This window comes from Alphaproteobacteria bacterium (assembly GCA_016124955.1).
GTDB lineage: Bacteria > Pseudomonadota > Alphaproteobacteria > UBA9219 > RFNS01 > RI-461.
In genome coordinates this window covers 137,645-163,430 of the sequence record WGMR01000008.1, presented here as the reverse complement: position 1 = coordinate 163,430, position 25,786 = coordinate 137,645, and the positions used below count along the sequence as shown (strand labels likewise).

Annotated in this window: 18 protein-coding genes, 1 tRNA gene, 1 other RNA gene and 1 pseudogene; 14 read left to right on the top strand and 7 right to left on the bottom strand. The window is 60.1% G+C overall.

Annotated features, from left to right (window positions below; genetic code table 11):
- Window positions 1-394: 394 nt before the first annotated feature.
- Together GC131_08380 and GC131_08375 are read left to right on the top strand one after the other, a co-directional pair.
- Window positions 395-1,993, top strand: coding sequence for a UDP-N-acetylmuramoyl-L-alanine--D-glutamate ligase (locus GC131_08380; GenBank protein MBI1274081.1), 1,599 nt, complete (start codon window positions 395-397; stop codon window positions 1,991-1,993).
- A complete protein-coding gene (locus tag GC131_08375; GenBank protein ID MBI1274080.1) occupies window positions 1,987-3,264 on the top strand; it encodes an FAD-dependent oxidoreductase in 1,278 nt (425 codons plus the stop codon). Before GC131_08380 ends, GC131_08375 begins: the two co-directional genes overlap by 7 nt.
- On the opposite strand, the gene GC131_08370 is transcribed toward GC131_08375, so the two are convergent.
- From GC131_08370 to trxA, 4 genes are read right to left on the bottom strand one after another with little or no spacing between them, the layout of a single operon-like run.
- Window positions 3,261-4,742: a succinate-semialdehyde dehydrogenase gene (locus tag GC131_08370; protein ID MBI1274079.1), complete on the bottom strand. Its 1,482-nt coding sequence runs from the start codon at window positions 4,740-4,742 to the stop codon at window positions 3,261-3,263. The two genes, GC131_08375 and GC131_08370, sit on opposite strands and share 4 nt — an antisense overlap.
- A gap of 1 nt (window position 4,743) precedes the next feature.
- Window positions 4,744-4,947, bottom strand: a complete 204-nt coding sequence (locus tag GC131_08365; protein MBI1274078.1) for a Trm112 family protein — start codon at window positions 4,945-4,947, stop codon at window positions 4,744-4,746.
- 21 nt (window positions 4,948-4,968) lie between these two features.
- A complete protein-coding gene (locus tag GC131_08360; GenBank protein MBI1274077.1) occupies window positions 4,969-5,658 on the bottom strand; it encodes a peptidase S16 in 690 nt (229 codons plus the stop codon).
- Window positions 5,655-6,608, bottom strand: a complete 954-nt coding sequence (trxA, locus tag GC131_08355) for a thioredoxin (GenBank protein ID MBI1274076.1) — start codon at window positions 6,606-6,608, stop codon at window positions 5,655-5,657. Before trxA ends, GC131_08360 begins: the two co-directional genes overlap by 4 nt.
- Before the next feature lie 186 nt (window positions 6,609-6,794).
- On the opposite strand from trxA, the gene GC131_08350 reads away from it, so the two are divergent.
- From GC131_08350 to pip, 3 genes are all read left to right on the top strand, one after another.
- A tRNA-Gly gene (locus tag GC131_08350) sits at window positions 6,795-6,869 on the top strand.
- A 330-nt stretch (window positions 6,870-7,199) separates the two neighbouring features.
- The gene (locus GC131_08345) at window positions 7,200-12,011 is read left to right on the top strand and encodes an NAD-glutamate dehydrogenase (GenBank protein ID MBI1274075.1); all 4,812 of its coding nucleotides are present in this window, start codon (window positions 7,200-7,202) and stop codon (window positions 12,009-12,011) included.
- A 6-nt stretch (window positions 12,012-12,017) separates the two neighbouring features.
- Complete coding sequence (gene pip, locus GC131_08340; GenBank protein ID MBI1274074.1) at window positions 12,018-12,971, top strand: prolyl aminopeptidase; 954 nt, start codon at window positions 12,018-12,020, stop codon at window positions 12,969-12,971.
- A gap of 5 nt (window positions 12,972-12,976) precedes the next feature.
- Here pip and GC131_08335 read toward each other — a convergent pair whose 3' ends face one another.
- The 3 genes and pseudogenes from GC131_08335 to GC131_08325 form a co-directional block, all read right to left on the bottom strand.
- Window positions 12,977-14,356 (bottom strand): histidine kinase, encoded by a 1,380-nt coding sequence (locus tag GC131_08335; GenBank protein ID MBI1274073.1) that lies wholly within the window; start codon window positions 14,354-14,356, stop codon window positions 12,977-12,979.
- Between the two features lie 252 nt (window positions 14,357-14,608).
- Entirely contained in the window at window positions 14,609-14,944 is a 336-nt protein-coding gene (locus GC131_08330; GenBank protein ID MBI1274072.1) for an OmpA family protein, read from the bottom strand.
- 114 nt (window positions 14,945-15,058) lie between these two features.
- Window positions 15,059-15,706: pseudogene (locus GC131_08325) on the bottom strand (outer membrane beta-barrel protein).
- Between the two features lie 191 nt (window positions 15,707-15,897).
- Between GC131_08325 and rnpB the strand changes: the two are divergent.
- The 9 genes from rnpB (at window position 15,898) to GC131_08280 (ending at window position 25,786) form a co-directional block, all read left to right on the top strand.
- An RNA gene (gene rnpB / locus GC131_08320) (RNase P RNA component class A) lies at window positions 15,898-16,389 on the top strand.
- Window positions 16,390-16,474: 85 nt separating this feature from the next.
- Window positions 16,475-17,815 (top strand): mechanosensitive ion channel, encoded by a 1,341-nt coding sequence (locus tag GC131_08315; protein MBI1274071.1) that lies wholly within the window; start codon window positions 16,475-16,477, stop codon window positions 17,813-17,815.
- 276 nt (window positions 17,816-18,091) lie between these two features.
- Window positions 18,092-18,571: an MraZ family transcriptional regulator gene (locus GC131_08310; GenBank protein ID MBI1274070.1), complete on the top strand. Its 480-nt coding sequence runs from the start codon at window positions 18,092-18,094 to the stop codon at window positions 18,569-18,571.
- Window positions 18,568-19,548, top strand: a complete 981-nt coding sequence (gene rsmH / locus GC131_08305; GenBank protein MBI1274069.1) for a 16S rRNA (cytosine(1402)-N(4))-methyltransferase RsmH — start codon at window positions 18,568-18,570, stop codon at window positions 19,546-19,548. Before GC131_08310 ends, rsmH begins: the two co-directional genes overlap by 4 nt.
- Complete coding sequence (locus tag GC131_08300) at window positions 19,545-19,988, top strand: hypothetical protein (GenBank protein ID MBI1274068.1); 444 nt, start codon at window positions 19,545-19,547, stop codon at window positions 19,986-19,988. The genes rsmH and GC131_08300 overlap by 4 nt, the downstream gene beginning before the upstream one ends.
- Before the next feature lie 12 nt (window positions 19,989-20,000).
- Window positions 20,001-21,806, top strand: coding sequence for a penicillin-binding protein 2 (locus tag GC131_08295; GenBank protein MBI1274067.1), 1,806 nt, complete (start codon window positions 20,001-20,003; stop codon window positions 21,804-21,806).
- Window positions 21,766-23,262 carry a UDP-N-acetylmuramoyl-L-alanyl-D-glutamate--2,6-diaminopimelate ligase gene (locus GC131_08290; protein MBI1274066.1) on the top strand — a complete coding sequence of 499 codons (1,497 nt, stop codon included), beginning with the start codon at window positions 21,766-21,768 and terminating at the stop codon, window positions 23,260-23,262. The genes GC131_08295 and GC131_08290 overlap by 41 nt, the downstream gene beginning before the upstream one ends.
- Window positions 23,259-24,686 (top strand): UDP-N-acetylmuramoyl-tripeptide--D-alanyl-D-alanine ligase, encoded by a 1,428-nt coding sequence (murF, locus tag GC131_08285; GenBank protein ID MBI1274065.1) that lies wholly within the window; start codon window positions 23,259-23,261, stop codon window positions 24,684-24,686. Before GC131_08290 ends, murF begins: the two co-directional genes overlap by 4 nt.
- A 14-nt stretch (window positions 24,687-24,700) precedes the next feature.
- The gene (locus GC131_08280; GenBank protein ID MBI1274064.1) at window positions 24,701-25,786 is read left to right on the top strand and encodes a phospho-N-acetylmuramoyl-pentapeptide-transferase; all 1,086 of its coding nucleotides are present in this window, start codon (window positions 24,701-24,703) and stop codon (window positions 25,784-25,786) included.

Below are 25,786 nucleotides of genomic sequence, written 5' to 3'. Positions count from 1 at the left end.
CGCAGCGGGTTAAGCGCCGTCGTGATGGCCAACGAACATTCCGCCAGCACGCCGAACGTGGTCTATAACGGGCAGGAGATAAACCACCAGTACAGCAAGTCGCTGGCGTTCGAAGAAGGCTTCGCCGCCTACGCCGCCACCCATATTACGCCGGACGTCGGCTATTTTTCGCTGCTGCGACCGCTTGGCGAAATTGCGATCGCGCGGCGTTTCGCGGCGCTGACGAAGTATCACGATGTTTTCCGCAGCTGCAACACCGCTTTCAGGCAGGATGCGCAAAAGCGCGGGCAAAACTGGTGTTGCGATTGCCCCAAATGCCGTTTCGTTTTCCTCGCGCTCGCGCCCTTCATGGAAAAACAGAAACTGACCGGCATTTTCGGCAAGGATATGCTGGATGATCCGGCCCAGACACAAGGCTTCGCCGAGCTGTGCGGCCTTGTCGCGCACAAGCCGTTCGAATGCGTGGGCGAGATCGAGGAAAGCGCGCTGGCGATGGAAAAGCTATTCGCCATGGCGCCGTGGCAGACCGATCATATTGTGCGAGAGCTGGGCGCACAATTGCAGGCCCGGCCCAAGGATTTCGGCGTACTGTACGATTCCCTGTTCGCCCTGCGGCCCGGCCACCGGGTGCCCGACCGTTTCTTGCGGATGCTGCATGAAAGTGATTGATCTGAAAAACCGGAAAACCGTGATCTGGGGCACCGGGCGCGAAGGCGCGGCGGCGGCGCAGTTTATCCGCAAGGCTCTGCCCGGCCATCCGCTGACCTTCATCGATGAAGCCGAAGGCAAGGATAAAATCGAAGGCGGCTACGAAGTCGCGCGCAAACCGTCGCAGATCAAGGCTGCACTTGAAGGGGTGGAGGTTATCGTCAAATCCCCGGGCGTCAGCCTCTACCACCCGGCGATCGAGAATTTAAAGCAAAAGGGCGTTGTCATAACATCGCTGCTCAATCTCTGGTTCGCCGAGCCGCACGGCACCAAAACCGTGTGCATCACCGGCACCAAGGGCAAAAGCACAACCGCCGCGCTGCTGGCGCATACGCTGAACCGGCTTGGCGTGAAAACGGCGCTGGCGGGCAATATCGGCACGCCCGTCACGCAAGTGGGCGGCGACGATGCCACCTGTACCGTGATCGAGATGTCGAGCTATCAAGCGGCCGATTTCGATGGCCAGTGTGATATCGCCGTTCTGACATCGCTTTACCCCGAGCATCTCGATTGGCACAAAACGCTGGAAACCTATTACCGCGACAAGCTCAACCTGTTCGCGCATGCGGCTGCCGCCGTCATCAACAACGAAACCGCCAAGGCCATCGCGCAGGCCGGGCTTGCGCTCGATGCCACCGGCGTCACGCTTACGGGAACGCAGGATGGCATCCATGCAAACGGCACAACGGTGCAGGATGGCGAAACCGTTCTCGGCACCGTGCAAAACGCCCATCTGGCGCGGGCGCATAACATGGTGAATATATGTGTCGTGCTTACGGTGATCCGCCGGCTCGGTCACGATCCGCGCGTGGCGCTTGCAGCAATGGATGATTTCACCGGCCTTCCCCACCGTCAGCACGAGCTGGGTGAGCGCGGCGGTATCCTGTTCGTGGATGACAGCATCTCCACCACGCCGCAATCAGCCATCGCGGCAATGGAAGTTTACCGGGGCAAGCCCGTTACCCTGATTGCGGGCGGCCACGACCGGGGGATCGATTACGCGCCGCTGGCCGATTATATCGTCGAACATAAAATCCATGCCGTCATCTGCCTTGGCGCCAGCGGCAAACGCATCATGCAGGAACTGCAAACGCGCGGTCACGGCAATGTCAGCGCCGCCGCCGGCATGCAGGATGTTATCGTGGCGGCAAAGGCGGGTACGCCCGCGGGCGGCGTGGTTCTGCTTTCCCCCGCCGCGCCGAGCTATGGCCTTTTCAAGGATTTTACCGAGCGCGGCAAAGCCTTCGCCGCCGCCGCCGGGTTTAATGACGCGGACAGATCTTGACGGAAAACCAAGACACATATGATGCAGCCGTCATCGGCGCCGGCATCGTCGGCGTTTCGACCGCGCTGCATCTTCTGATACGCGGCAAACGGGTTATTCTGATCGACCGGAGCGCGCCGGGCCGCGAAACATCATACGGAAATTCCGGCGTCATCAGCTATTCCTACGCCCTGCCTTACGCTTTCCCGAACCTGCGGCAGATAGCCGATACCCTGCTTGATCGCAGCACGGCTATTCGCGTGCATTTGCCAAGCCTGCCCGCCAATCTTGGATGGCTGTTCGATTTTTACATACAATCCTCGCCCAAAAGACGGAAGCTCCACGGTGTCCTGCTACGCAGCCTGATCGCGCGGGCATTCGAGGAACATCACGCCCTTATGCAAAAATCCGGCGCCGTTCAATATTTGTCTGACGGCAACTATGTAAGGCTTTACCGGACTGCGGAAGGCTTCGAGCGCAATATGGATGAACGCGAAGGCGCGGAAAGCCTGGGCGTGCCGTATGACATCTTCGATCCCGCCTCCTTCCGGGAGATTGAACCGCACATCAAGCCCGTGTTCCACAAAGCCGTGCGCTGGCCGGGCAACCGTTGCGTCACCAACCCGGGAAAACTGACCGAAGGCTACGGAAACTATTTCACACGCGAAGGCGGCACTTTCGTCCGCGCGGAAGTCACGGCGCTCGCATCGCCGCCGCTCCATGCCGCGCCGGGCGACGATACATGGTCGGTCAAGACCGAGAGCGGCAACATCCGCGCCCGTGCGGTTGCTGTTTGTGCCGGCCCCTGGGCGGGTGAAATGCTCGCGCCGCTTGGCCATCGCTTCCCGCTCGGCTTCAAGCGCGGGTATCACATGCATTATGCCGCGCAAAACGGCGCGACATTGACAAATACCATCGTCGATTCCTCGGTCGGCTACCTCATATGCCCGATGGAGCAAGGCCTGCGCATTACCACCGGCGCCGAGTTCACGAACATCGACGCGCCGTCAACGCCGCGGCAACTGGGCCATGTTTTGCCGCGCGCACGCGAACTGTTCCCCTTGGGCGAACCACTCGAACAGACGCCGTGGCACGGCAACCGCCCGTGCCTGCCCGATTCCCTGCCCGTCATCGGGCCTTCGCACCGCCACAAGGGGCTATGGTTCAATTTCGGGCATGGCCATTTTGGCCTTACGCTTGGCCCGGTTTCCGGGCGGCTGCTGGCGGAGATGATGTGCCGCGAAAAACCATTCTGCGATCCGGCGCCCTTCCGCGCCGATCGTTTCAGCTAAGCGGGCTCGCCGTCTATTCCGCCCATCAGCACGTATTTCACATTCACGAATTCGTCGGTGCCGTAATGCGAACCTTCGCGCCCGAAACCCGATTGCTTGACGCCGCCGAACGGCGCGGTTTCGGTCGAAAAAACACCTTCGTTCACTGCCACGATGCCGGCTTCTAGCGCCTCGGCCACGCGGAAGGCGCGGCCGAGATCGCGCGTGTAGAAATAGGCCGCGAGGCCGTATTCCGTATCGTTCGCCAGCGCGATCACCTCCGCTTCGTCCCCAAAGCGGAACAGCGCGGCCACGGGGCCGAAAATTTCCTCGTGCGCGAGCCGCATGGCGCCGTGTGCGCCTTCGATCAGGGTCGGTTCATAGAACAAGCCGCCCAGCGCATGCCGCGCGCCGCCCGCCGTTACCTTGCCGCCCTGCTTCTTCGCATCCTCGACCAGCGTTTCGACCTTGCGGATGGCCGCATCGTCGATCAGCGGGCCGATATGCACATCCGGCACGTCGCCCGGGCCGGTCTTGAGCGCCTGCATGGCCTTGCCAAGCGCGGCTGCAAACGCATCATATATGCCTGCCTGCACATAAATGCGGTTGGCACATACGCAAGTCTGGCCCGCATTGCGGAATTTCGATGCCAGAACGCCTTCGACCGCGCGCGGCAAATCGGCGTCGTCGAAAACGATAAAGGGCGCATTGCCGCCAAGCTCCAGCGACATTTTCTTCACGCCGTCCGCCGCCTGCCGCATCAGAAGTTTTCCAACTTCGGTCGAACCCGTGAACGAAACCTTGCGCACGCGCGGATTGCCGGTCAGCTCCGCGCCCACCGGAGCGGGGTCATGCGCGGTCACGATATTCAGCGCGCCCGGCGGCAATCCCGCCCGTTCGGCCAGCACGGCAAGCGCAAGCGCCGAAAGCGGCGTTTGCTCCGCCGGCTTGATAACAAGCGTGCACCCGGTCGCCAGCGCAGGTGCGCATTTGCGCGTAATCATGGCGGAAGGAAAATTCCACGGCGTTATGGCGGCCACGACGCCAAGCGGTTGCTTCAACACAAGCGTGCGCGCACCCTTGCGGAAGGGCGGGACAACATCGCCATAAACCCGCTTCGCTTCCTCGGCCGCCCATTCGACGAACCCGGCGCCATAGGCGATCTCGCCCCGCGCTTCGGCCAGCGGCTTGCCTTGCTCGGCCGTCATGATGCGCGCAAGATCTTCCTGATGCTGCGTGATCAAATCGAACCAACGGCGCAAGACTTGCCCGCGCTCCTTGCCGGTCAGTGCTGCCCATGCGGGCCCGGCGCCGTCGGCTGCTTCGATCGCGCGCCTGGTTTCCGCCACGCCGCAATCGGCCACTCCGACCAGTTCGCTGCCGTTCGCGGGGCTCAAAACTGCAAAGCTTTTGCCCTTGTCGGCTGCAACCCACGCGCCGCCGATAAACGCTTCGGTGCGCAGCAGATCCTTATCCTGCAAATCCAGGGCGGCGGACATCTTATTCCTTCCGGTCTTCGATCCGGCGCGCTTCGTCGATCAGCATGATCGGAACGCCGTCGCGGATCGGGAAGGCAAGACCGGCCTTTTCGCTGATAAGTTCCTGCCGCGCGGCATCGTAGCGCAGCGTCGCTTTGGTCAGCGGGCACACAAGAACTTCAAGCAGCTTGGGATCGACCGTACGGGGGGATGTGTTCTCGGTCATCAATGCCTCCTGCGCCTGTCGTCAGTGGCGGGCGCTTTCGATATCGCGTTTGTTGAGCGAAGCCATTTCCAGCAACGTCAAAAGCAGCTTGGCGCGCTCGCCCAGCGTGCGAACCTCAAGCAAGGCCTGCTTCTCGCTCGGCTCGAACGGGCAAATCATGGTGAGGGAGATGATAAGGTTCTCGTCGCTGGTTTGCTGGATCGCCTCCCAGTTCGGCACCACGCCCTGTATCTTGAAATATTCGCGCAGCGCCGTGAACAGACGCGCGCGGTCGATCCCGTCCTGCTCTTCGCCCAGAAGGTCGTCTTGATAGGGGGTCCAGTCGGGCCTGATGCGGCGGTAGCCGCGATGCAGCGCCATTTCTTCGTTCACAGCAAAACGGCAAACGCCGAGCAGCGAAATAAGGAACCGCCCGTCTTCCGTTTCCGAAAAGGATATAATCCGCCCGGCGCAGCCGATTTGATAGACAGAAGGCACCGCCTGCGTTGCTTCGCTGCCCGTGGGCTGGATCATGCCGATCATACGCCCCTGCCCCATCGCATCTTCGATCATCGCCAGATAGCGCGGCTCGAATATGTTCAACGGCAAGCGTCCGCGCGGCAAAAGCACGGCGCCGGGTAGCGGGAAGATCGGCACAATATCGGGCAGCGCCGTGGCGGGCGCCGCAGCCTGTTCTTCGTTCTCGGTTTCGATTTCAGCTGTTCCGGTCATGAGAAAAGTATCGATGAAAGGCGGCGGCGCGCTGAAACCGTCAGCGGGTCGGTGGGGCCGAAAGCATCGAACAGCTTCACAAGCTGTTTGCGCGCGGCTTCGTCGTTCCATTTGCGATCAAGCCTGATAAGCTCGAGCAGGCTATCGACCGCCGCTTCGCGCTGGCCTGCTGCCAGCAAAGCGGCCGCGAGATCGAAGCGGTCCTGATGGTTTTTCGGATCAGCCTTCACTTTTTCCTGCAATTCGCCGAGCGGCCCGGCCCCGGCCGCCAGCTCCGCAACTTCCAGCGCGGCGCGAACGGAATCGAAAGCCTTGTCCTTCGCCATTGCTTCGGGCGCGGCGGCAAGCATCTGTTTCGCCTTGGCGGCATCGCCCGCGGCCAGATAACAACGCACCACGCCCGCATAGGCGGCGGCGTGCGCCGGGTCGCGCTCCAGGACATCGGCATAAATCGCCTGCGCCGTAGCCGGGTCGCCTTCCGTCAGGAATTCGGCAGCCTGTTTCATGGCTTCTTCAATCGCGGCCAGCGGGTTGCCGTCGCCGGCCGCCGCGCCCGTCGCTTGCAACAGCCTTTCGAACCACTGCTTGATCTGGCTTTCCGGCAGCGCGCCCATGAAACCGTCCACCGGGCGGCCCTGATAGAATGCGAACACTGCGGGCACGGACTGGATTTGCATCTGCTGGGCGATTTCCGGGTTCTGGTCGATATCGACCTTGACCATCCGCACCGCGCCCTTCAGCGCGCGCACGGTCTTTTCCAGCAAGGGGCCGAGCTGTTTGCACGGGCCGCACCACGGCGCCCAGAAATCGACGATCACGGGCACCTTCATAGATGTTTCAAGAACGTCAGCCGCAAAGGTCGCGAGGCCGCTATCCTTGATAAGCGCCTCGCCGTCAGTCGCGGGGCCGGGCGCGGGCGCGCCCTGCGGGTTCAGGTTCAACAAAGCCATGCATTTCCTTCGGGCACGCCCTTCCGGCAGCGCCGCCTCTGTACCATCCCTAGACTACTACGGCCCCGGTGGGGCCTGCATCTCATTGAGTTATATAGGCTTTACCCGGCCCAATACAAGGGATTCCGTCACGGAAAATACTTGACGAACAGGCCGCATATGGGCAGTTTACCGGCCTTATCGGATGCGGGCGTAGCTCAGGGGTAGAGCACAACCTTGCCAAGGTTGGGGCCGAGGGTTCGAATCCCTTCGCCCGCTCCAATATAGACCCCCCACAAGTCGCGAAGTGAATCGGTGCCCGTAAAATACGGCTGCCCCGTCTTGTGTTGCGATCAGAAACTCCGTGCACATTGGGATAGTCGCAGAAGCCGTCTTCACAAAACCGCCTATACAGCAATATTATTATAATAAAATTAGTTTATTATAATAATATTACAAAAACAGTCGTTTTTCTCTTTTCCTTTCGCGGCTGCGAAGCTAGGTTCTAGACAGTTGTATCGGCGAACCTATAGTGCGTTCACTGTTTGCAGAAATCCCTCCCGCCACGAGAGGCTGCAAAAACAACAGAAACGGCATACCGGAGCTATATAAATGGCACGCGCCACCAAGCAGCCTGCACGAGCCAAAGCGGCAAAAAACAAACAACCCAATCAGCCGGCAAAGCAGGATGCGAATTTTGCGAAGCTTTTGTTTGCCAAAGCCGCGCCCGAAGATATCGCCAGCCTTTCACCGGAAACGCGCGCCACGATCGCGGGCAGCCTCCATCAGTTTATTCAGACCCGCAAGCCAAACAAACCCAAACTGCGGATATACGCGCCGAATGAAAAGCAACATGGCTGGACCAGCCGCCACATGGTGCTTGAAGTCAGTAATGACGACATGCCCTTCCTCGTGGATTCGATTACAGGCGAGCTGAATCGCCATGGCCTTACCGTGCATATGGTTGTCCACCCGTTGTTGCAGATTATCAGAGACGGCGAAGGCAAGCTTGACCGTATATTGAATACGGAGGAACTCGACCCCTCTGCGCGGATCGAATCCTGCATGCATATCCGCTTTGACAAATGTGACAAGAAGCTGGCCGCGCAGTTGGCCAAGGATATTGAAAACGTGCTGTCAGATGTGCGCGCCGTGGTGCAGGGCTGGCAAAAGATGCTTGGCAAAATATCGGATGCAATTGTTGAACTGTCTGCCGTTCCCGAAAGCGACTACCCGTCCGACGACATACATGAAACCCGCGCCTTCCTGCATTGGCTGACGGAAAACAATTACACCTTCCTTGGTTACCGTGAAATCAAGGTTCGCCGCGGCGAACACCCGCGCTACGATATTATATCCGGCAGCGGCCTTGGCGTTTTGCGCAATGACAAAGTGCTTGCATTTGACAGGCTTGCCGCGGGCGCGAAACTTTCACCCGGCGTGCACCAGTTCATGCGCAAACAGCGCCTGCTTCTGGTCCTGAAGACCAACCGGCGTTCCACCGTACACCGCACAGTCCCCATGGACGCTATTTTCGTGCCCCGCTACAACAAGGACGGAAAAATCGTTGGTGAACGGCTGTTTGTCGGCCTCTTTACCTCAACCTCGCTCACGCGTACGCCGCGCGAAATACCGGTGCTCCGCAGGAAAATCGCGAACGTCATGCAAAACAGCGGCTTCGCCATGAACAGCCACGATGGCAAGGCGCTGATCCACACGCTAAACACCTACCCCCGCGACGAACTGTTCCAGATCAGCGAAAAGGAACTGGAACGGAACGCACTGGGCATCCTTCATCTGCAGGAACGGCAGCGCGCAGCCCTGTTCGCGCGCCACGATCCGTTTGAACGTTTTGTGACATGCCTTGTCTATGTGCCGCGCGACCGTTACGACACCACGCTCAGGGAGAAAATCACGGCCACGCTGGAAAAAGCCTACAACGGCAAGGTCTATACCTATAATACCCGGCTCGATGACAGCAAACTGGCGCGCGTCTTTGTCATCATTTCCACCATGCCGGGCTCTGTCGGGCAAACCACCGGCGAGGAAATTGAAGCCGAACTGCAAAGAATTTGCCACGCATGGACGGACCGTCTGCGCGATGCGCTTATCAACATTTTTGGCGAATCGCGCGGCATCGCGCTGCATCAACGCTACGGCAAGGCCTTCCCGCGCGATTATTGCGACGCTACGCCGCCGGAAATTGCGCTGCACGATATTGCCGAGCTTGAACATCTGGATCAGGAGCGCACCTTCAGCGCCAGCCTGTCTCGCCGCGCGGGCGCGCCGGAAAATGTGCTGTTCCTGAAGCTTTTCAGCTCCAAGGGCCCTATCGCGCTTTCGGATGCCGTGCCGATCATTGAAAATATGGGTCTGCTGGTGAAGAACGAAGGCGGGCCTTATGTGATCACGCCTGCGCATCACGACAACCCTGTATGGGTACATGATTTCGCGGCCACGGCCGAGAACGACCGCCCGATAGATCTGCAGGTTACCAAAAACCTGTTCGAAGAGGCGTTCACCAAGGTATGGAAGAACCAGGCGGATGACGATGGGTTTAACCGCCTTGTCCTGCTGGCCGGTTTCAACTGGCTGCAGGTAACGCTGATACGCACGCTCGCCCACTACCTGCAGCAGATCAGAACCCCGCACAGCCTTCCGGCCATCAGCAGAACGCTGCGCAAGCACACTCTGTGCGCAAGGTTGATCGTCGATATGTTCGAAGCCCGCCACAACCCCGGACAGCAAAAGAATGCGGCCAAGATCATGGAAAGGATCGAGACGGAGGCGAACGCACTGCTCGGCGGCATTCCCATTCTTGACGAAGACCGCATCATCCGGCGCATGTTCAATCTCGTGCGCGCCTCGTTGCGCACAAACTATTTCCAGACAGACGATGCGGGCAACCCCAAGCCATGCCTCGCGATCAAGTTCGATAGTATGATGATCGACAACATGCCGCTTCCGCGTCCGCTGATCGAAATTTTCGTTCACGGGCGCGAAGTCGAAGCCATCCATCTGCGGCGCGGCAAGGTTGCGCGCGGCGGCCTGCGCTGGTCGGAACGCGAAGATTTCCGCAACGAAACACTGGGCCTGATGAAGGCGCAAGTGGTGAAGAACAGCGTCATCGTCCCGCTTGGCGCCAAGGGCAGCTTCGTCGTACGTCATCCGCGGGCCGAGAAAGCCCGTGAACACGGAATCGAATGCTATAAAATGTTCATTCGCAGCATGCTGGACATCACCGATAACCAGGTGAAGGGTAAAATCGTTCCTCCCAGGAACGTTGTCTGCCATGACGGAGATGATCCCTACCTCGTGGTCGCGGCCGACAAGGGCACGGCAACTTTCTCCGATATCGCCAACGGCGTGGCGGCAGAATACGGTTTCTGGCTTGACGATGCCTTCGCCTCGGGCGGGTCGGTCGGTTACGATCACAAGAAAATGGGCATCACCGCGCGAGGCGCATGGGAAGCCGTCAAGCGGCACTTCCGCGAAATCGGCACCGATATCCAAAAACAGCCCTTTACCTGCGCGGGCGTGGGCGATATGTCGGGCGACGTTTTCGGCAACGGCATGCTGCTTTCCAAATTTACGCGCCTTGTCGGTGCCTTCGACCATCGCCATATATTCTGCGACCCGAACCCGGACCATGAAACCAGCTTCGAAGAGCGCAAGCGTCTGTTCAACAAGCCGGGTAGCAGCTGGGCGGATTACAACGCCAAGCTGATCTCGAAAGGCGGCGGGGTGTTCGCCCGCAGCGAAAAGAACATCAAGGTCACACCTGAAATCAAAGCCGCTTTCGACATCCAGCAGGATGTCGTCACACCGGGTGAGCTGATGCAGGCGATTTTGAAGATGCGGGTCGATCTACTGTATTTCGGCGGAATCGGCACATATATCAAAGCCAGCCATGAATCCAACGACCATGTGGGCGACCGCGTGAACGAAGCGATCCGTATCGATGGACGCGATGTGCGCGCAAAGGTTATCGCCGAAGGCGCCAACCTCGCGATCACGCAATATGGCCGCATCGAATTCGGCTTGAATGAAGGGCGGATCAACACCGATGCAATCGATAATTCGGCCGGCGTTGATACATCGGATCACGAAGTTAATATCAAGATCGCGCTCAGCAAGCCCGTAAGTATGGGCAAGCTTTCTTTCAAGCAACGCAACAACTTCCTCAAATCCATGACGGACGAAGTGGCCCGGCTCGTGCTGCGCGATAACTATCTGCAAACGCAGGCGATCACGCTGGCACAAAGCCGCGGCGTGGAAATGACGGGGCAGCTTGCGCACATGATGCGCTACATGGAAAAAACCGGCATGCTTGACCGCACGGTCGAACAATTGCCGGATGACGAAGAAATATCCGCCAGAATGCAGGCGCACAAGGGCTTCACGCGGCCCGAACTTGCCGTGCTGCTGTCATACGCCAAGATATGGCTTTATCGCCAGCTTCTGCCTTCGGCCCTTCCCGAAGATCCTTTCCTTGAAAGCGATCTCGTAACCTATTTCCCGGTACCGATGCAAAAACGTTACCGCGACGCCATCATGCACCATCAGTTGCGACGTGAAATTATCGCTACCGTGGCCACCAACAGTTTTATTAACCGCGCCGGCATGCACACGGTCTTTAAGGTCATGAACAAGACGGGCCGCGAGCCGGCGGATATATCCATGGCCTATTTGCTGACTCGCGATACATTCGAATTACGCGAAATATGGGAAAAGATCGAAGCTCTCGACAACAAGGTGCCGGCAGAAGCGCAGGCCAACATGATGATCCACGTTCATAAGGTCATTAGCTATTGCATGCCATGGTTCCTGCGCCGTTACCCCGGAAAGATGGCTCTGCACAAACTGATCCCGCATTACCGCAAGGGCGCGCGCGAACTGAAGAAATGGATTACAACCATGATGCCGCGCGAACTTGTGTATGAAGTTCACAACGTATTTATGGCACGGCTGGTTGAACAGAATGTGCCAAAGGAACTTGCGAGGCATATTGCCTATATGCCCCTTCTTACGGTCGCGCCCGATATCGTCGAGCTTTCGGACCGCCTGAAGCTGCCGATTGCGATTGTCGCCGAAGTTTATTATCGCATTGACCAGAAGTTTGGCTTTACATGGCTGCGCGACCGCGCATCGATGCTGTCGCAGGATACGCACCTGCATCGCGAAGCGGTCAACACCCTTGTCATCGAACTTTATACAACCCAGCACGCCATCACCACCGCATGCCTGGCCAGCGAAAAGCCGGGCCGGAATGCCGCACTTCACCTTAACCGTTGGCTCGGCGGACTAGGGAGCCGGCTGGAAGCAGTCGATCAGCTTCTGGCCGAGCTGAACGCCCTGCCGGCTATGGATTTTCAGGGCATCAGCCTCGCCGTCACGCAACTGGCGGCCTTGCCCGAAAAATAAGCAGCCATGACAGCGCACGATCTTTTTCCCCCCATCGAGCCCTACGCCAGCGGCACGGTGAAGGTAGATGATCTGCATACGATATACTGGGAAGAGTCCGGCAACCCAAAGGGCATGCCCGTGGTTTTCCTGCATGGCGGGCCGGGCACCGGCTCCACGCCGGCACACCGGCGTTTCTTTGATCCGCACGATTGGCGCATCTTTATCTTCGATCAGCGCGGCGCCGGTCGTTCGCGGCCGCTTGGCGAGACGCGCGCCAACACCACCGCTTTGCTCGTGCAGGATATAGAAAAGCTGCGCGCTATGCGCGGGATCGACCGCTGGCATGTCTTCGGCGGTTCATGGGGCAGCACGCTGGCGCTGGCCTATGCGCAAACGCACCCTGAACGCGTGCTTGGCCTCATGCTGCGCGGCATATGCCTGATGCGGCAACAGGAGGTCGATTGGTTCATCTATGGCATGCGCACCATATTCCCGGAAGCCTGGCGTAAGTTCGCCGCCGCCGTGCCTGAAGAAGAACGCGACGATCTGCTGGCCGCCTATGACAAAATATTCCGGGGTGGCGACGAGGCATCCCGCCTGCATGCGATCAAGGCATGGAGCGATTACGAGATTGAATGTTCTTCCCTGCTGCCCTCCGCCGACAATCTCATCATCCACAACGACAACGATTACCGCATTGGCATGGCACTGATCGAATTGCATTACTTCCGCAACAATCTATTCGTGCCCGAAGCCCGATTGCTCGACGATATCGACAAAATCCGCAAGATCCCCGGCGTGATCGTGCAAGGCCGCTATGACGTGATTTGCCCCATCGTCACTGCCGATGCATTGCATGAACGCTGGCCTGAAGCGGATTACAGGGTGATCCCCGATGCCGGCCATTCCTCGCTCGAACCCGGCATCCGTGCCGCGCTGATCGAGGCGACCGAACGCTTCAAAACCATAGGCCGCTAGCACGCCTACATTGCGCGCACGTTCTCGAGGAAGGTTCTGACCTGATCCGAAAGCACGACGCTTTGCTTTTCCAGTTCGCCCGAAGCATCGTTCACCTGCTGGGCCATGCGCCCGGTTTCCTTGGCGGCTTCGGTCAGGCTGGCCGAATTCTTGGCACCCGCATGGCCGTTGCTTTCCGAAGCCTGCACATTGATGGCGATTTCCCGTGTCGCGGCCGATTGTTCTTCAACCGCCGCCGCGATGGTCGATGCGATTTCGTTAATCTTCTCGACCACGTTCGTAACGTCCGTCAACGTATTGGCGGTCAGCGCGGAATTCGATTGAATGCCCTTCACCTGCCCGGTTATCTCCTCGGTCGCCTTGGCGGTCTGGTTCGCAAGGCTTTTGACCTCCGATGCTACCACCGCGAAGCCCTTGCCCGCCTCGCCCGCGCGCGCCGCCTCGATCGTGGCGTTCAGCGCCAAAAGATTGGTCTTGTCCGCGATCTCGTTAATCAGGCTGACGATCTCGTCGATCTTGCCCGAAGATTCGATCAGGCATTTGACCACATTATTGGCTTCCTGCGTTTGCTGCACCGCCTGCGCCGTGACGGCGCTTGCGTCCGCAACGCGCGCGGAAATCTCGGTGATGGAGCGCGAAAGCTCCTCCACCGCTGAAGCGACCGTGAGCGACTGGTTGCATGTCTGTTCCGCCATAGTCGAAAGACTAAGCGAGCTTGCGTTCAGTTCGGACGAAGCCGAAGCCACCGTCTTGACCACGCCGCCAACCGAGCTTTCAAAATCGTCCGCCAGCTTGACCTGCCCCGTCACAACGCTCCATGTCAGCATCGGCCCGGTATAATTGCCGGCAAGATCGCGCATGGGATTGACCCGCAGATCCAGTGTTTCGGGCCCCACCTTGATGCGCCCGCGATGCGGCAGGTTCCTGACATCGGAAACAAGGTCGCGAATGCGCTTGGGGTTCTTGTGGAAGATATCGAAGCACTGCCCCATGATGTTATCGACCTTGATCGGCAACAAATGCTCGATCGTCTTCAGCGTATCGCGGCTGGTTTTGTTGCAGTAATTGATCGTGAAATCCTTGAGATCCAGCGTCATGACATTGACCGGCATTTCATCGTTCATCTGGCGCAAACGAAAAAGTTCGCCGGTCATGCCGTCCCACTTCTTCGCGAACCGCATGAGCACGACCGCAGCAGCCACATTGATCAGCGTCGCAACAACGGCTGCCAACTCGACATGCCAGCCAAGTTCATTCGTATATTGCTTGGCATCTGTGTACATGAAGACAAATGCAACCGTGTTCACAGCGATGATAAAACCGCATATGACGGCAACGGTCGTAAAGGCGCGTGCGCTTTTCATGCTTTCCATAATTCGCTCCATGGGAAAAAATCGGAGCCATAGGTTCAGCACGCGCAGGTTAACTGTCAATTACCGGCTTACATACATGTCATGCCATGGTATCGCCGGGCGCAATAATTTTTTACCGTCACCAACATGGCACGAAAAGATGAAGCACCTGTTTTCTCTTGTATGAAAAAATGCATACTCGTCACGTGCCGCACACAAAGATGCCTGCAAAAGAAAAGCGCCGCACCGGTTGCCCGGTGCGGCGCTTGCTCTGGAACGCTATGCCTAGCGCTGCATCGCGATATCGCCAAGGAAGATCTCGGCGCGACGGTTCTGCGCTTCGCGCACGCCGTCGGCGGTCGGGATCATGGGCTCTTCTTCGCCCGCGCCCTTGGTGAAGATCATTTCGGTGGGGACGCCAAGCCGGTCAAGCTCGGCCTTCACCACGCCAGCGCGCTTCAGTGAAAGGTTCATGTTGTACTTGTTGGTGCCCGAACGGTCGGCATGGCCGGTCACATGGACACGGACAGGCTTGCCGCCCTTGAAGTCGTTGGCGACCGAAGCAAGGATGCGTTGCGCTTCGGGCGTCAGGTCGGTGCGATCGAAATCGAAGAACACCATGTAGGTCTGCGGCACGGGCGGCACCGCGGGCTTGGCCACGGGCTTGACCGGAGCCGGCGGCGGCGGCGGCGCGGGCTGGGCCACGGGAACCGGCTTGGTTTCCTCGCCCCAGGTGTAGCGGACGCCGAACATCACGTTGTGCGAAGCGTATTCCGTTTTGGAACCCACGGTCGGGGTCTGCGTCTCGAAGGTGGTGTCAAACCCGGTCAGATAGCGATAATCGGCCGTCAATGTCCAGTTGTCATCGAGATCGAAACCAACACCGGCGATGCCCTGATAAGCGAACACGCCTTCGTCGCCATCGATACGCGAACCGTTGATCGCGTTCTGGATGTTATGAGCCTTCAGCTCGGCGTAACCGATACCGGCACCGATATAGGGGGTGACCCATGTGCCGAGGTCGATGTCATAGTATTCGTTGAACATGCCGGTAAACACTTCCATGTCGCCGGTGCTCAGCGGGCCCGAACCGGGGCCGGTGATCGCGTCGATGCTCGCGCCGCGCCAGCCGAATTCGAGTTCGGAGCGCAGACCGTTGCCCCAGGCATAACCGACACTGAAGGTGACGGCGGGGCCGATATCATATTCCAGCGAGTTTTCGCTGCCCGCAAAGCGCGCATCCGAATTCGTCGGCATGGTGATGCCGCCGGCGCCACCAAGGTAAAGGCCCTGATGCTGCTTGGCGGCGGCGGGCGTTGCCATCATGGGAATGGCGAATGCGGCTACGGTGAGCGCGAGGCCGGCTTGGCGCAACATGGTCATTTCTTACTCCTTGGCTTTGCTAATAAGGTGGTGAATAGACAGAATCTTTGATGCGATGTGTATATCACCATCGCCTCGTCGTCTGAAGCTGTTTAGAAAAAAACACAGCCAAAAAACCGGCGAATCCGGGGTTTGTGACCAATTTGCAACGTCTTTTGCGCAGAAGACGCAGACATGCTATGGTTAAGCCACCAGACGGTCGGATAGCTGCCCCGCCTGCAAGCCACACAATGGTTAATTACCTGCCGATTCACCGGCATCCATTTTGATTGTGCGTGGCTTGCCGGCGGGGAGGAAAGTCCGGGCTCCAGGGAAAAATGGCGCTGGATAACGTCCAGCAGGGGTAACCCTAGGGAAAGTGCCACAGAGAACAGACCGCCTGCCGCTTACCTGCCGTCACAAAGCTGAAATGCCGAGTGACGTAAATTGTGTAAGCGGCCGGTAAGGGTGAAAAGGTGCGGTAAGAGCGCACCGCGTTGCCAGCGATGGTAACGGCACGGTAAACCCCGCCAGGAGCAAGACCGCATAGGAACGGTAGTACCCGAAAGGGTACGGGCGCTTTTCTCCGCCACCGTTCGGGTTGGTCGCTAGAGGTGCCGGGTAACCGGCATCCCAGATGAATAGCTATCACGGGCGCGTCCGCGCGCCTTTGACAGAACCCGGCTTACAGACCGTCTGGTACTTCGCTTCAAAAAACGCCCGCCGTCATTTGCAAACCGCGCCCGCGCGGCATAATGTTACCGGTGCTTTCCAACCGCGGGGCGCAAAGTGGAAGAACTTCTCAACATCACGGCGCTGCAAGAACAAGCCGGCCAGCTTTATATCTGGCTTCAGGGCATGATGAACTGGCACGCGCTCGCCCAGCTCGTCACCGTAATCGCGCTGTCTGCGTTCGGCTGGTCGGTTGCCAAGCGCGCTGCACACGCGCTCTCTGCAAGCCATCTGCCGTGGGTCGAACGCACGCGTAAAATCGTCGCCGCGCACTACTACATCTCGCCGCGCCAGATCATGTTCCTGATCTGTGCGCCCGTACTTTTGTGGCTGGCGTTGTTGGTCACGACCGCGGCGGCGTGGCCCGATGCCGGCATCAGGGTCGCGGCCGTGCTGGCAACCGCCTGGGCCGCTATCCGCCTTAGTTCGGGCCTGATCCGCAGCACCTTCTGGGCCACCAGTTTCGCGCTCGTGGTGTGGGTGTTGGCCGCGCTGCACGTCCTTGGCTGGCTCGCGCCCGCCGCCAACGTGCTCGATAGCGCCGCCATCAGTTTCGGCGAACGCCGTCTTTCCTTCCTGCTGCTGATCAAGGGCAGCATCGTATTCGCCATCCTGCTCTGGTTCGCGGGGCTGCTTGGCCGGTCGCTCGAACGCGTGCTCGAAAACACACAGGATTTCACGCCTTCGCAAAAGGTTCTGTTCGCCAAGATCGGGCGCATCGTCCTTGTCGCGCTGGCGGTCATGGTCGGCCTCAACACGTTCGGCATAGATTTCACCGCGCTTGCGGTTTTCAGCGGCGCGCTCGGTATCGGTATCGGTTTTGGCTTGCAAAAAGTGTTCTCAAACCTCGTCAGCGGCTTCATTCTCCTGCTCGATAAGTCAATAAAACCCGGCGATGTTATCGGTGTCGGCGATACGTTCGGCTGGGTCAACCGCATCGGCGCGCGGCAGGTTTCCATCCTCACGCGCGACGGCAAGGAACATCTGATTCCGAACGAAATGCTGATCACGGAACAGGTGGAAAACTGGTCCTATAGCGATAACAACGTGCGCGTGCGGATTCCGATCGGCGTTTCCTACAAATCCGACATCCACAAGGTCCGTGAAATTTTGCTCGAGATTATCAACAACAATCCGCGCATTCTTCCACGGCCGCAGCCGACCTGCCTCGTTACCGGCTTCGGCGACAGCAGCGTCGATTTCGAATTGCGCGTCTGGATCCAGGACCCGGTCAACGGTATTGGCAACGTAAAAAGCAGCATCTATCTCGCGGCGTGGGATGCTTTCAAGCAAAACGGTATCGAGATACCGTTCCCGCAGCGCGACATTCATCTCGATACCGATACTTTGCGTGACCTGATCGCGCAAACCGGCAAGGGCGCGCAAACCAAGGCCTGACAAAATCCTTCCGGGCCAAAAACAAGCCTTTCCGGTCGCCGCATACAAATGTGCATCCAAGTGCCCGATCTACCCCTAGCGTAATTTTATGTCGCGCCCACCATCCCTAGCAGGGTGCCCGTTAAGCCATGATTATTACACGGTTTTTCGGTGTTATTTACTTGAAATCCCATCCTTTCCCATGGTATCCCATAATATCCCAAGTTTGGTTCAGGCCTCTCTCCTTGGGCACCAGGTCTTTATTTCGCTGCAAGCTGTTCTTTCCGGGGTCCTTCAATGGCCGTTTTTCTATCCCATTACGTCAATCGCATCGATAAGAAAGGCCGCGTTTCCGTTCCCGCATCTTTTCGCGCCGTGCTTGGCGGCGATGCGCAGGGGATCGTCGCGTTCCGTTCGTTGCATCACGAAGCGCTCGATGCTTGTTCGGTCGAACATCTTGAACTTCTCAGCAACAGCCTCGAGCAACTCGATCTCGCGCCCGACATCTACGAACTGATCGAAACCACGATCTTCGGCGGCAGCGTTCATCTGCCGTTCGACGGCGAAGGCCGCATCAGCCTGCCGGAAACGCTGGCGAGCGCCGTCGGCATCGAAGCGCAGGTCGTGTTCGTTGGCCGCCGCAAAACTTTCCAGCTGTGGGAACCCGCCCGCTTTACGGCGCACGAATCCGCCGCCCGCTCCGCAGCGCGCGCCAAGGATATCTCGCTCAGCAAGATCATCGCACAAGCCACCGCCAAGCTCGGGGAAAAGCCATGAACGCCGCACACATCCATGCGCCGGTAATGCTGCGCGAAGTGGTCGATGCGCTGCGCCCCCGCGATGGCGGCGTGTATGTGGACGGCACGTTCGGCCGCGGCGGCTACACTCGCGCGATCCTGCAGGCCGCCGATACGCAGGTCTGGGCGATCGACCGCGATCCCGAAGCGATCAGCGCCGCCGCGCCGATGGAAAAGGAATTTGCGCCGCGTCTGCGCGTTCTGTGCGGTCGTTTCGGCGCCATGGATGCGCTGCTGCATGCGGAAGGCGTCATGGCGGTTGACGGCGTCACGCTCGATCTCGGGGTTTCCTCGCCGCAGCTCGATAACCCGGCGCGCGGCTTTTCGTTCCGTGAAGACGGCCCGCTCGATATGCGCATGAGCAACGTCGGCCCTTCGGCTGCCGATTTCGTGCGCGAAAAAAGCGAAGCCGAGCTTGCCGACATCATCTTCCACTATGGCGAAGAGCGCCATGCCCGCCGCGTTGCACGCGCCATCGTTGCCGCGCGCGCCGAAAGGCCGATCGCCAGCACGGGCCAACTTGCTTCCATCGTGCGCAGTGTTGTGGCCAAGGCGCGCGACGGCATTGATCCCGCCACCCGCACCTTCCAGGGTCTGCGTATCGCCGTGAATGATGAGCTGGGCGAACTTGCGCGCGGCCTCGCGGCCGCCGAAACGCTGCTGCGCCCCGCCGGACGGCTCGCGGTGGTTTCCTTCCATTCGCTCGAAGACCGTTGCGTAAAGGATTTCCTGCGCGCCCGCAGCGAAGCGCGCGGCAATGCATCGCGCCACCTGCCGCATAACGATAACCGCCCGTCGCCATCCTTCGCGCTTGTGTCGCGCAAGGCCGCAGGCCCGGGCGATGCTGAAATCGCCGCCAACCCGCGCGCGCGTTCCGCGCGTCTGCGCGCGGCCGAACGTACGTCCAACCCCGCCTACCCCACATCGGTTCCCGCCCAACAGGAGGTGTTTTCATGATCCGCATCAACACGATGTTCTGGTGCCTGCTCGCCATCCTCGCAAGCGGCCTGCTCTATCACACCAGCTACCGGGTGCAAGCGCTGCAGTCCACGCTCGATGACTACAACGACAATATCGCGTCCGAACAGGAAGCGATCCATGTGCTGAAGGCCGAATGGTCGTATCTCACCTCCCCCGCGCGGCTCGAACCGCTGGCGGCCAAGCATCTTGGCGTGCGGCGCGCGCGCAACGAACAAACCATCACCATGAAGCAGATTGATGCGCGCCTGCCGCTTGGCGGGCAAAAGCCGGTCGTGCTGGCTGCACGCAGCCCCTCCCCCGCCATGCAAAGGCAAGCGGCCGCGCCGCGCCGCATAGCGGTGGCGGAAGCCGATCTGGGCGATGCGGCGTTGCCCGCAACCGTCCGCAGCCTGCTTCGCAGCTTCAACGCACGCTAGGAAAAACGGCCGATGAAGGTCTGGCGCAAAATCCGCTCCGGCTACGACGCCTTGCAGCCCATGCTGCCGGGTCTGCCTGTCGGTGACGGTGTGCGCCGCACGGTCGCGAGCCCGGGCCGGCAGGCGCTTGAACAGGCGCGCGGCCGGCTTGTGTTCACCGGCCTGATGTTCCTTGTGGTGTTCGCGGTCATTGCGCTGCGGCTGGTTGACGTGATGGCGATCACCTCGGCGAACGACCGCGACGGCCGCCTGATCATCACCCAGAACAGCGGCGGCCGCGCCGATATCGTCGATCGCAACGGCGCGGTGCTTGCAACCTCGCTGCCCACGGTTTCGGTTTGCGCCGATGCCAAGCATATCCTCGATCCCGAACAGGCGACCAAGCAGCTTCTGGGCGTGCTGCCCGACCTTGACGAAAAAGAACTGCTGTCCAACCTGAAAAGCAAGAAGCGCTGCGTCATGGTGCGCCGTCACCTGACCCCGAAACAGCATAACGCCGTCAACCGTCTCGGCATCGCCGGGCTTGAATTCCTGCACGACGAACGCCGCGTCTATCCTGAAAGCAATCTGACGGCGCAGCTTGTCGGCTTCACCGATATCGACAATATCGGTATTGCCGGGCTTGAAAAATCCATGGATTTGCACCTGCGGCAGGATCAGGAACCGGTCGAGCTTTCGGTCGATATCCGCGCCCAGCATATTTTGCACCGCGAGCTGGATGCCGCGCGCCGCAAGTTCCGCGCCATCGGCGCCGCCGGCATGATCATGGATGTGCGCACGGGCGAGCTGCTGGCGCTGGTTTCGCTGCCCGATTTCGATCCGCATCGTTCGGGCACCGCATCCGACAGCGCGAAGTTCAACCGCGACACGTCGGGCGTGTACGAACTTGGTTCGGTGTTCAAGATCTTCACGCTGGCGATGGCGCTGGATAATGGCGAGATCAAGGTCAGCGACCGGTTCGATGCCACCCACCCCCTCACCATCGGTCGCCAGACGATCAGCGATTACCACCCCGAAAACCGCTGGCTTTCGGTGCCTGAAATCATGATCCATTCTTCCAACATCGGCATGGCGCGCATCGCCGACAAGGTCGGCGGCCTGCGCCAGCGCGCCTTCTTCGATACGCTCGGCATGTTCGAACCGGCACGGATTGAAGTGCCGGAAATCGGCCGCCCGCTGGTGCCTGACCGCTGGGGCGATGTCACGACCATGACGGTCGCGTTCGGCCACGGGCTGGCGGTTTCTCCGCTGCGCATGGTCACCGCCGCTGCCGCCATTGTGAATGACGGCAAGCAGGTGACGCCAACGCTGCTCAGGCAAAAGATTGCGCGCCGCGCTTCGGAAGATACGGTGATTTCGCCGGCCACATCGGCCATGATCCGCGGCATGATGCGGCTTGTGGTCACCGAAGGCACGGCGCGGCAAGCCGACGTGCCGGGCTATCTTGTCGGCGGCAAAACCGGCACGGCCGAAAAGGTCACCGCCAACGGCTATAACCGCGACGCAAAATTGTCATCTTTCCTTGGTGTATTCCCGCTCAATGCGCCGCGCTACGCCGTATTCGTGATGCTCGATGAACCCAAGGGCACGGCAGAGACTTTCGGCTTCGCAACCGCGGGCTGGGTTGCCGCGCCCACCGTGGGCAAGGTAATCGGCGATGTGGCGCCGTTGCTCGGTATCGCGCCGCTTGATGATGCCGCGATGGCGCGGGGCGAAGCAGCCTTGTTGAAACCCCTGGGGCGCAGGCTCAGCCTGCTCCTGCAACGCGATGGCTCGTATGACCAGTACGCATCTGCCGGAACTTCTGGCGCAAACTGAAGCGGCCGGCAAAGCGCCGGACAACCGCACCATAACCGGCATCACGGCGGATTCGCGTGAAGTGCTGCCCGGCTATCTGTTCGCCGCCATTCCCGGCACCAAGCATGATGGCAGATTGTACATCGCCGATGCCCTGGCCAAGGGGGCTGCGGCGTTGCTGGTGCCGCCCGCAACCGATATGCCGAAAGGCGCGGACAACTCCGCAGCCGTGATCGTGGTGCAAGAACCGCGCCGCGCGCTTTCCCGCATCGCCGCCAATTTCTACCCGCAAATGCCTTCCATCATCGCCGCCGTCACCGGCACCAACGGCAAAACATCGACCGCGCAATTCGCGCGGCAGGTATGGGCCGCACTGGGGCGCGAAGCGGCTTCCATCGGCACGCTCGGGATCATATCGAAGCACTGGACCCATGTCGGCTCGCTCACCACGCCGGATGCGATCACGCTGCATAAAACCCTGAGCCAGCTTGCAGCCAACGGCGTCACCCATCTTGCCATGGAAGCTTCGAGCCACGGCTTGCATCATTCCCGGCTCGATACCGTGCCGGTCGGTATCGCGGGTTTCACCAACCTTACCCACGACCATCTCGATTTCCACGGCACGATGGAAGCCTACTTCGCCGCTAAATCGCGCCTGTTTGATCAAATCCTTGTGCCCGGCGGCGTCGCGGTGCTGAACGCCGACACGCCGGAAGGCCGCGTGCTGGCTGAACGGGTACGCAAAAGCGGCCGCAAGGCAATGATGTACGGCAAAACGGGCAAGGAACTGAAGCTCAACGCCCTCATCCCGCTCGGCCACGGGCAACGGCTCGTATGCGATGTTATGGGCAAGCCGTGCGAAGTTACGCTCCCGGTCGCGGGCCAGTTTCAGGCATGGAACGCGCTTTGCGCGCTCGGCATGGTGATCGCAAGCGGCGAAAGCGATGTGCTTGCGGCCACGCACGCACTGGAAACGATAACAAGCGTACGGGGGCGGCTCGAACTTGTTGGCACGCATGCTTCGGGCGCCAATATCTTCGTCGATTACGCCCACACGCCCGATGCGCTGGAAACCGTTTTAAACGCGCTGCGCCCGCATGTCGGTGAAAAACAGGGCGGCAAGCTGGCACTGGTATTCGGCTGCGGCGGTGACCGCGACCGAACCAAGCGCCCGGCCATGGGTTGTATTGCATCCAAGCTGGCCGACCGTGCGATCGTAACCGACGATAACCCGCGCAGCGAAGATCCGGCCGCGATCCGCAAGGAAATCATCGCCGGTTGCACGCAAGGCGCGAATCTGGCGGAAATAGGCGATCGCAGCCGTGCCATTCATCAGGCGGTCGGCGCGCTGAACAAGGGCGATATCCTGATCATAGCCGGCAAGGGCCATGAAAGCGGCCAGATTGTCGGTGACAAAATTCTCCCATTCGACGATGCGGCGGTGGTGCAAGCTGCTTTGCGGAAAGGCGCGGCATGAAGGGCAATCCACTCTGGTCCGGACAAGACATATTAAACGCCGTGCGCGGCGCGGGGCCTGCGAACTGGCACGCCGGCGGCGTTTCCATCGATACGCGCACCCTGAAACGCGGCGATTTGTTTGTCGCGCTGCGCGGCCCGGTACATGACGGGCATGATTTCGTGGCACAGGCGTTTGAAGCGGGCGCGTCCGCCGCGCTGGTGCACCGCCCGCCGGAAAACGTTCCCCAAGGCGCGCCGCTTGTGACGGTGGGCGATAGCTTCGGCGCGCTGCAGGATCTCGCCAGCACATCGCGCCTGCGCTGCGCGGCCACCGTTGTCGGCATCACGGGTTCGGTCGGCAAGACCGGTTGCAAGGATCAATTACAGCTCATGCTCGGCGCATGCGGGCCTGCGTTTGCAAACGAAAGCAACTTCACCAACCATTGGGGCCTGCCGCTTTCGCTGGCGCGGCTGCCGCAAGCCGCGCGCTGGGGCGTGTTCGAACTTGGCGCGAACCGTGAGGGCAAGACAGCGCCGCTGGCCATTCAACTGCAACCGCATATCGGCCTCGTGACGAATATCGAGCCGGTGCAGATGGAATTTTACGGCAATATCGAAAAAATCGCCGATACCAAATCGGAAGTCTTCCTCGGTATGGATGCGCGCGGCATCGCCATCCTCAACCGCGATAATCCGCACTATGCCCGTTTGCTGGCGCATGCCCGCACGCAAGGCCTGCAACAAATTCTGTCTTTCGGGCGCACCAAGGGGGCCGAAGCGCGCCTCATCAGCTTTGATCCGCAGCAGGGCGGCAGCGTAATGAAAGCATCCGTCATGGGCAAAACGGTCACATGCCGTGTCGGTACGCCGGGCATGCATGCGGTCATGAACGCGCTCGCGGCCCTGCTGACGGCTCATGCCGCGGGCGGCGATCTTGAAACCTGCGCGCAGGCGTTGGCGTTTTACCGGCCTTCGGCCGGGCGCGGCGGGCGGCAGGAAATTACCCTGCCCGGCGGCGGCAGCTTCACCCTGATCGATGAAAGTTTCAACGCCAGCCCCGTCGCAACCCGCGCCGCCATCGGTGTGCTTGGGCAAACCGCGCCGGGCCCCGGCGGGCGGCGTATCGCGGTGCTGGGCGACATGCGCGAACTGGGCCCCACCGCGCCAAGGCTGCATGCCGAACTGGCCGAGCCGCTCGGCGGCGCGGGGGCCGATCTTGTTTTCTGCTGCGGCCATCTGATGCAAGGCCTGTTCGAAGCCCTGCCCCGGCGGCTGCGCGGCGCCTACACGCCCGACAGCAGGCACCTTGCCGCCAGCATGTCCGGCCTGATCCATGGCGGCGATGTGGTTATGGTCAAGGGCGCGAAAAGCATGCATATGGAATATGTGGTGGCGGCGCTGCGGGCGCTGGAAACACAAGGTAACGCCGGCAACGCCGTTTAGGAGAAATAAGGCCCATGCTCTACCACCTGCTCTTTCCGCTGGCTGACGATTTCACGCTCTTCAACCTGTTCCGCTACATCACCTTCCGCACCGGCGGCGCGATGATGACATCGCTGATCATCTGCTTCGCGATCGGCCCGGCCGTAATCCGCTGGCTGCGCGCGCGGCAAAAGAACGGCCAGCCGATCCGCAGCGACGGGCCGGAAAGCCACCACAAGAAAAAGGGCACGCCGACCATGGGTGGGCTGATGATGCTGATCAGCATCATCAGCAGCACGCTGCTGTGGATGGATCTGACCAACAGCTACACCTGGATCGTGCTTTCGGTCACAATCTGCTTCGGCCTGATCGGTTTCGGCGATGATTACCTGAAGCTCACGCGCGGCAACAGCAAGGGCGTTTCCGGGCGGGTGCGGTTCGTGCTGCAAATCGTGATCGCGCTGGCGGCCATTTCGCTGATCATGAAGCTCGCGCCGTTCGATAAGGCGACGGCGCTGACCTTCCCGGTGGCGAAAGATTATCTGCTCCAGCTCGGCTGGTTCTATGTCGTGTTCGCAGTGCTGGTGATCGTGGGCGCGAGCAACGCCGTGAACCTGACGGACGGGCTCGATGGCCTTGCGGCCGTCCCGGTCATGATCGTAGCGCTGTGCTTCGGCCTCATCGCCTACCTCGCCGGCAACATCATTTTCGCCAACTATCTGCAAATCCACCATGTGCCCGGTGCGGGCGAACTTGCGGTGCTGTGCGGCGCGCTGGCGGGCGCCTGCCTTGGCTTCCTTTGGTTCAACGCGCCCCCGGCGCAGGTTTTTATGGGCGATACCGGCTCGCTTTCGCTCGGCAGCGCAATCGGCACGATCGCCGTGATCACCAAGCATGAAATCGTGCTCGCCATCATCGGCGGGCTGTTCGTGGCGGAAACGATGTCGGTGATCCTGCAGGTCCTGTGCTTCAAAATGACCGGCAAACGCATCTTCAAAATGGCGCCGCTGCACCACCATTTCGAAAAACAGGGCTGGAGCGAATCCACCGTCGTTATCCGTTTCTGGATCATCGCCTGTATCCTCGCGCTGATCGGCCTCTCCACGCTGAAACTGCGGTAA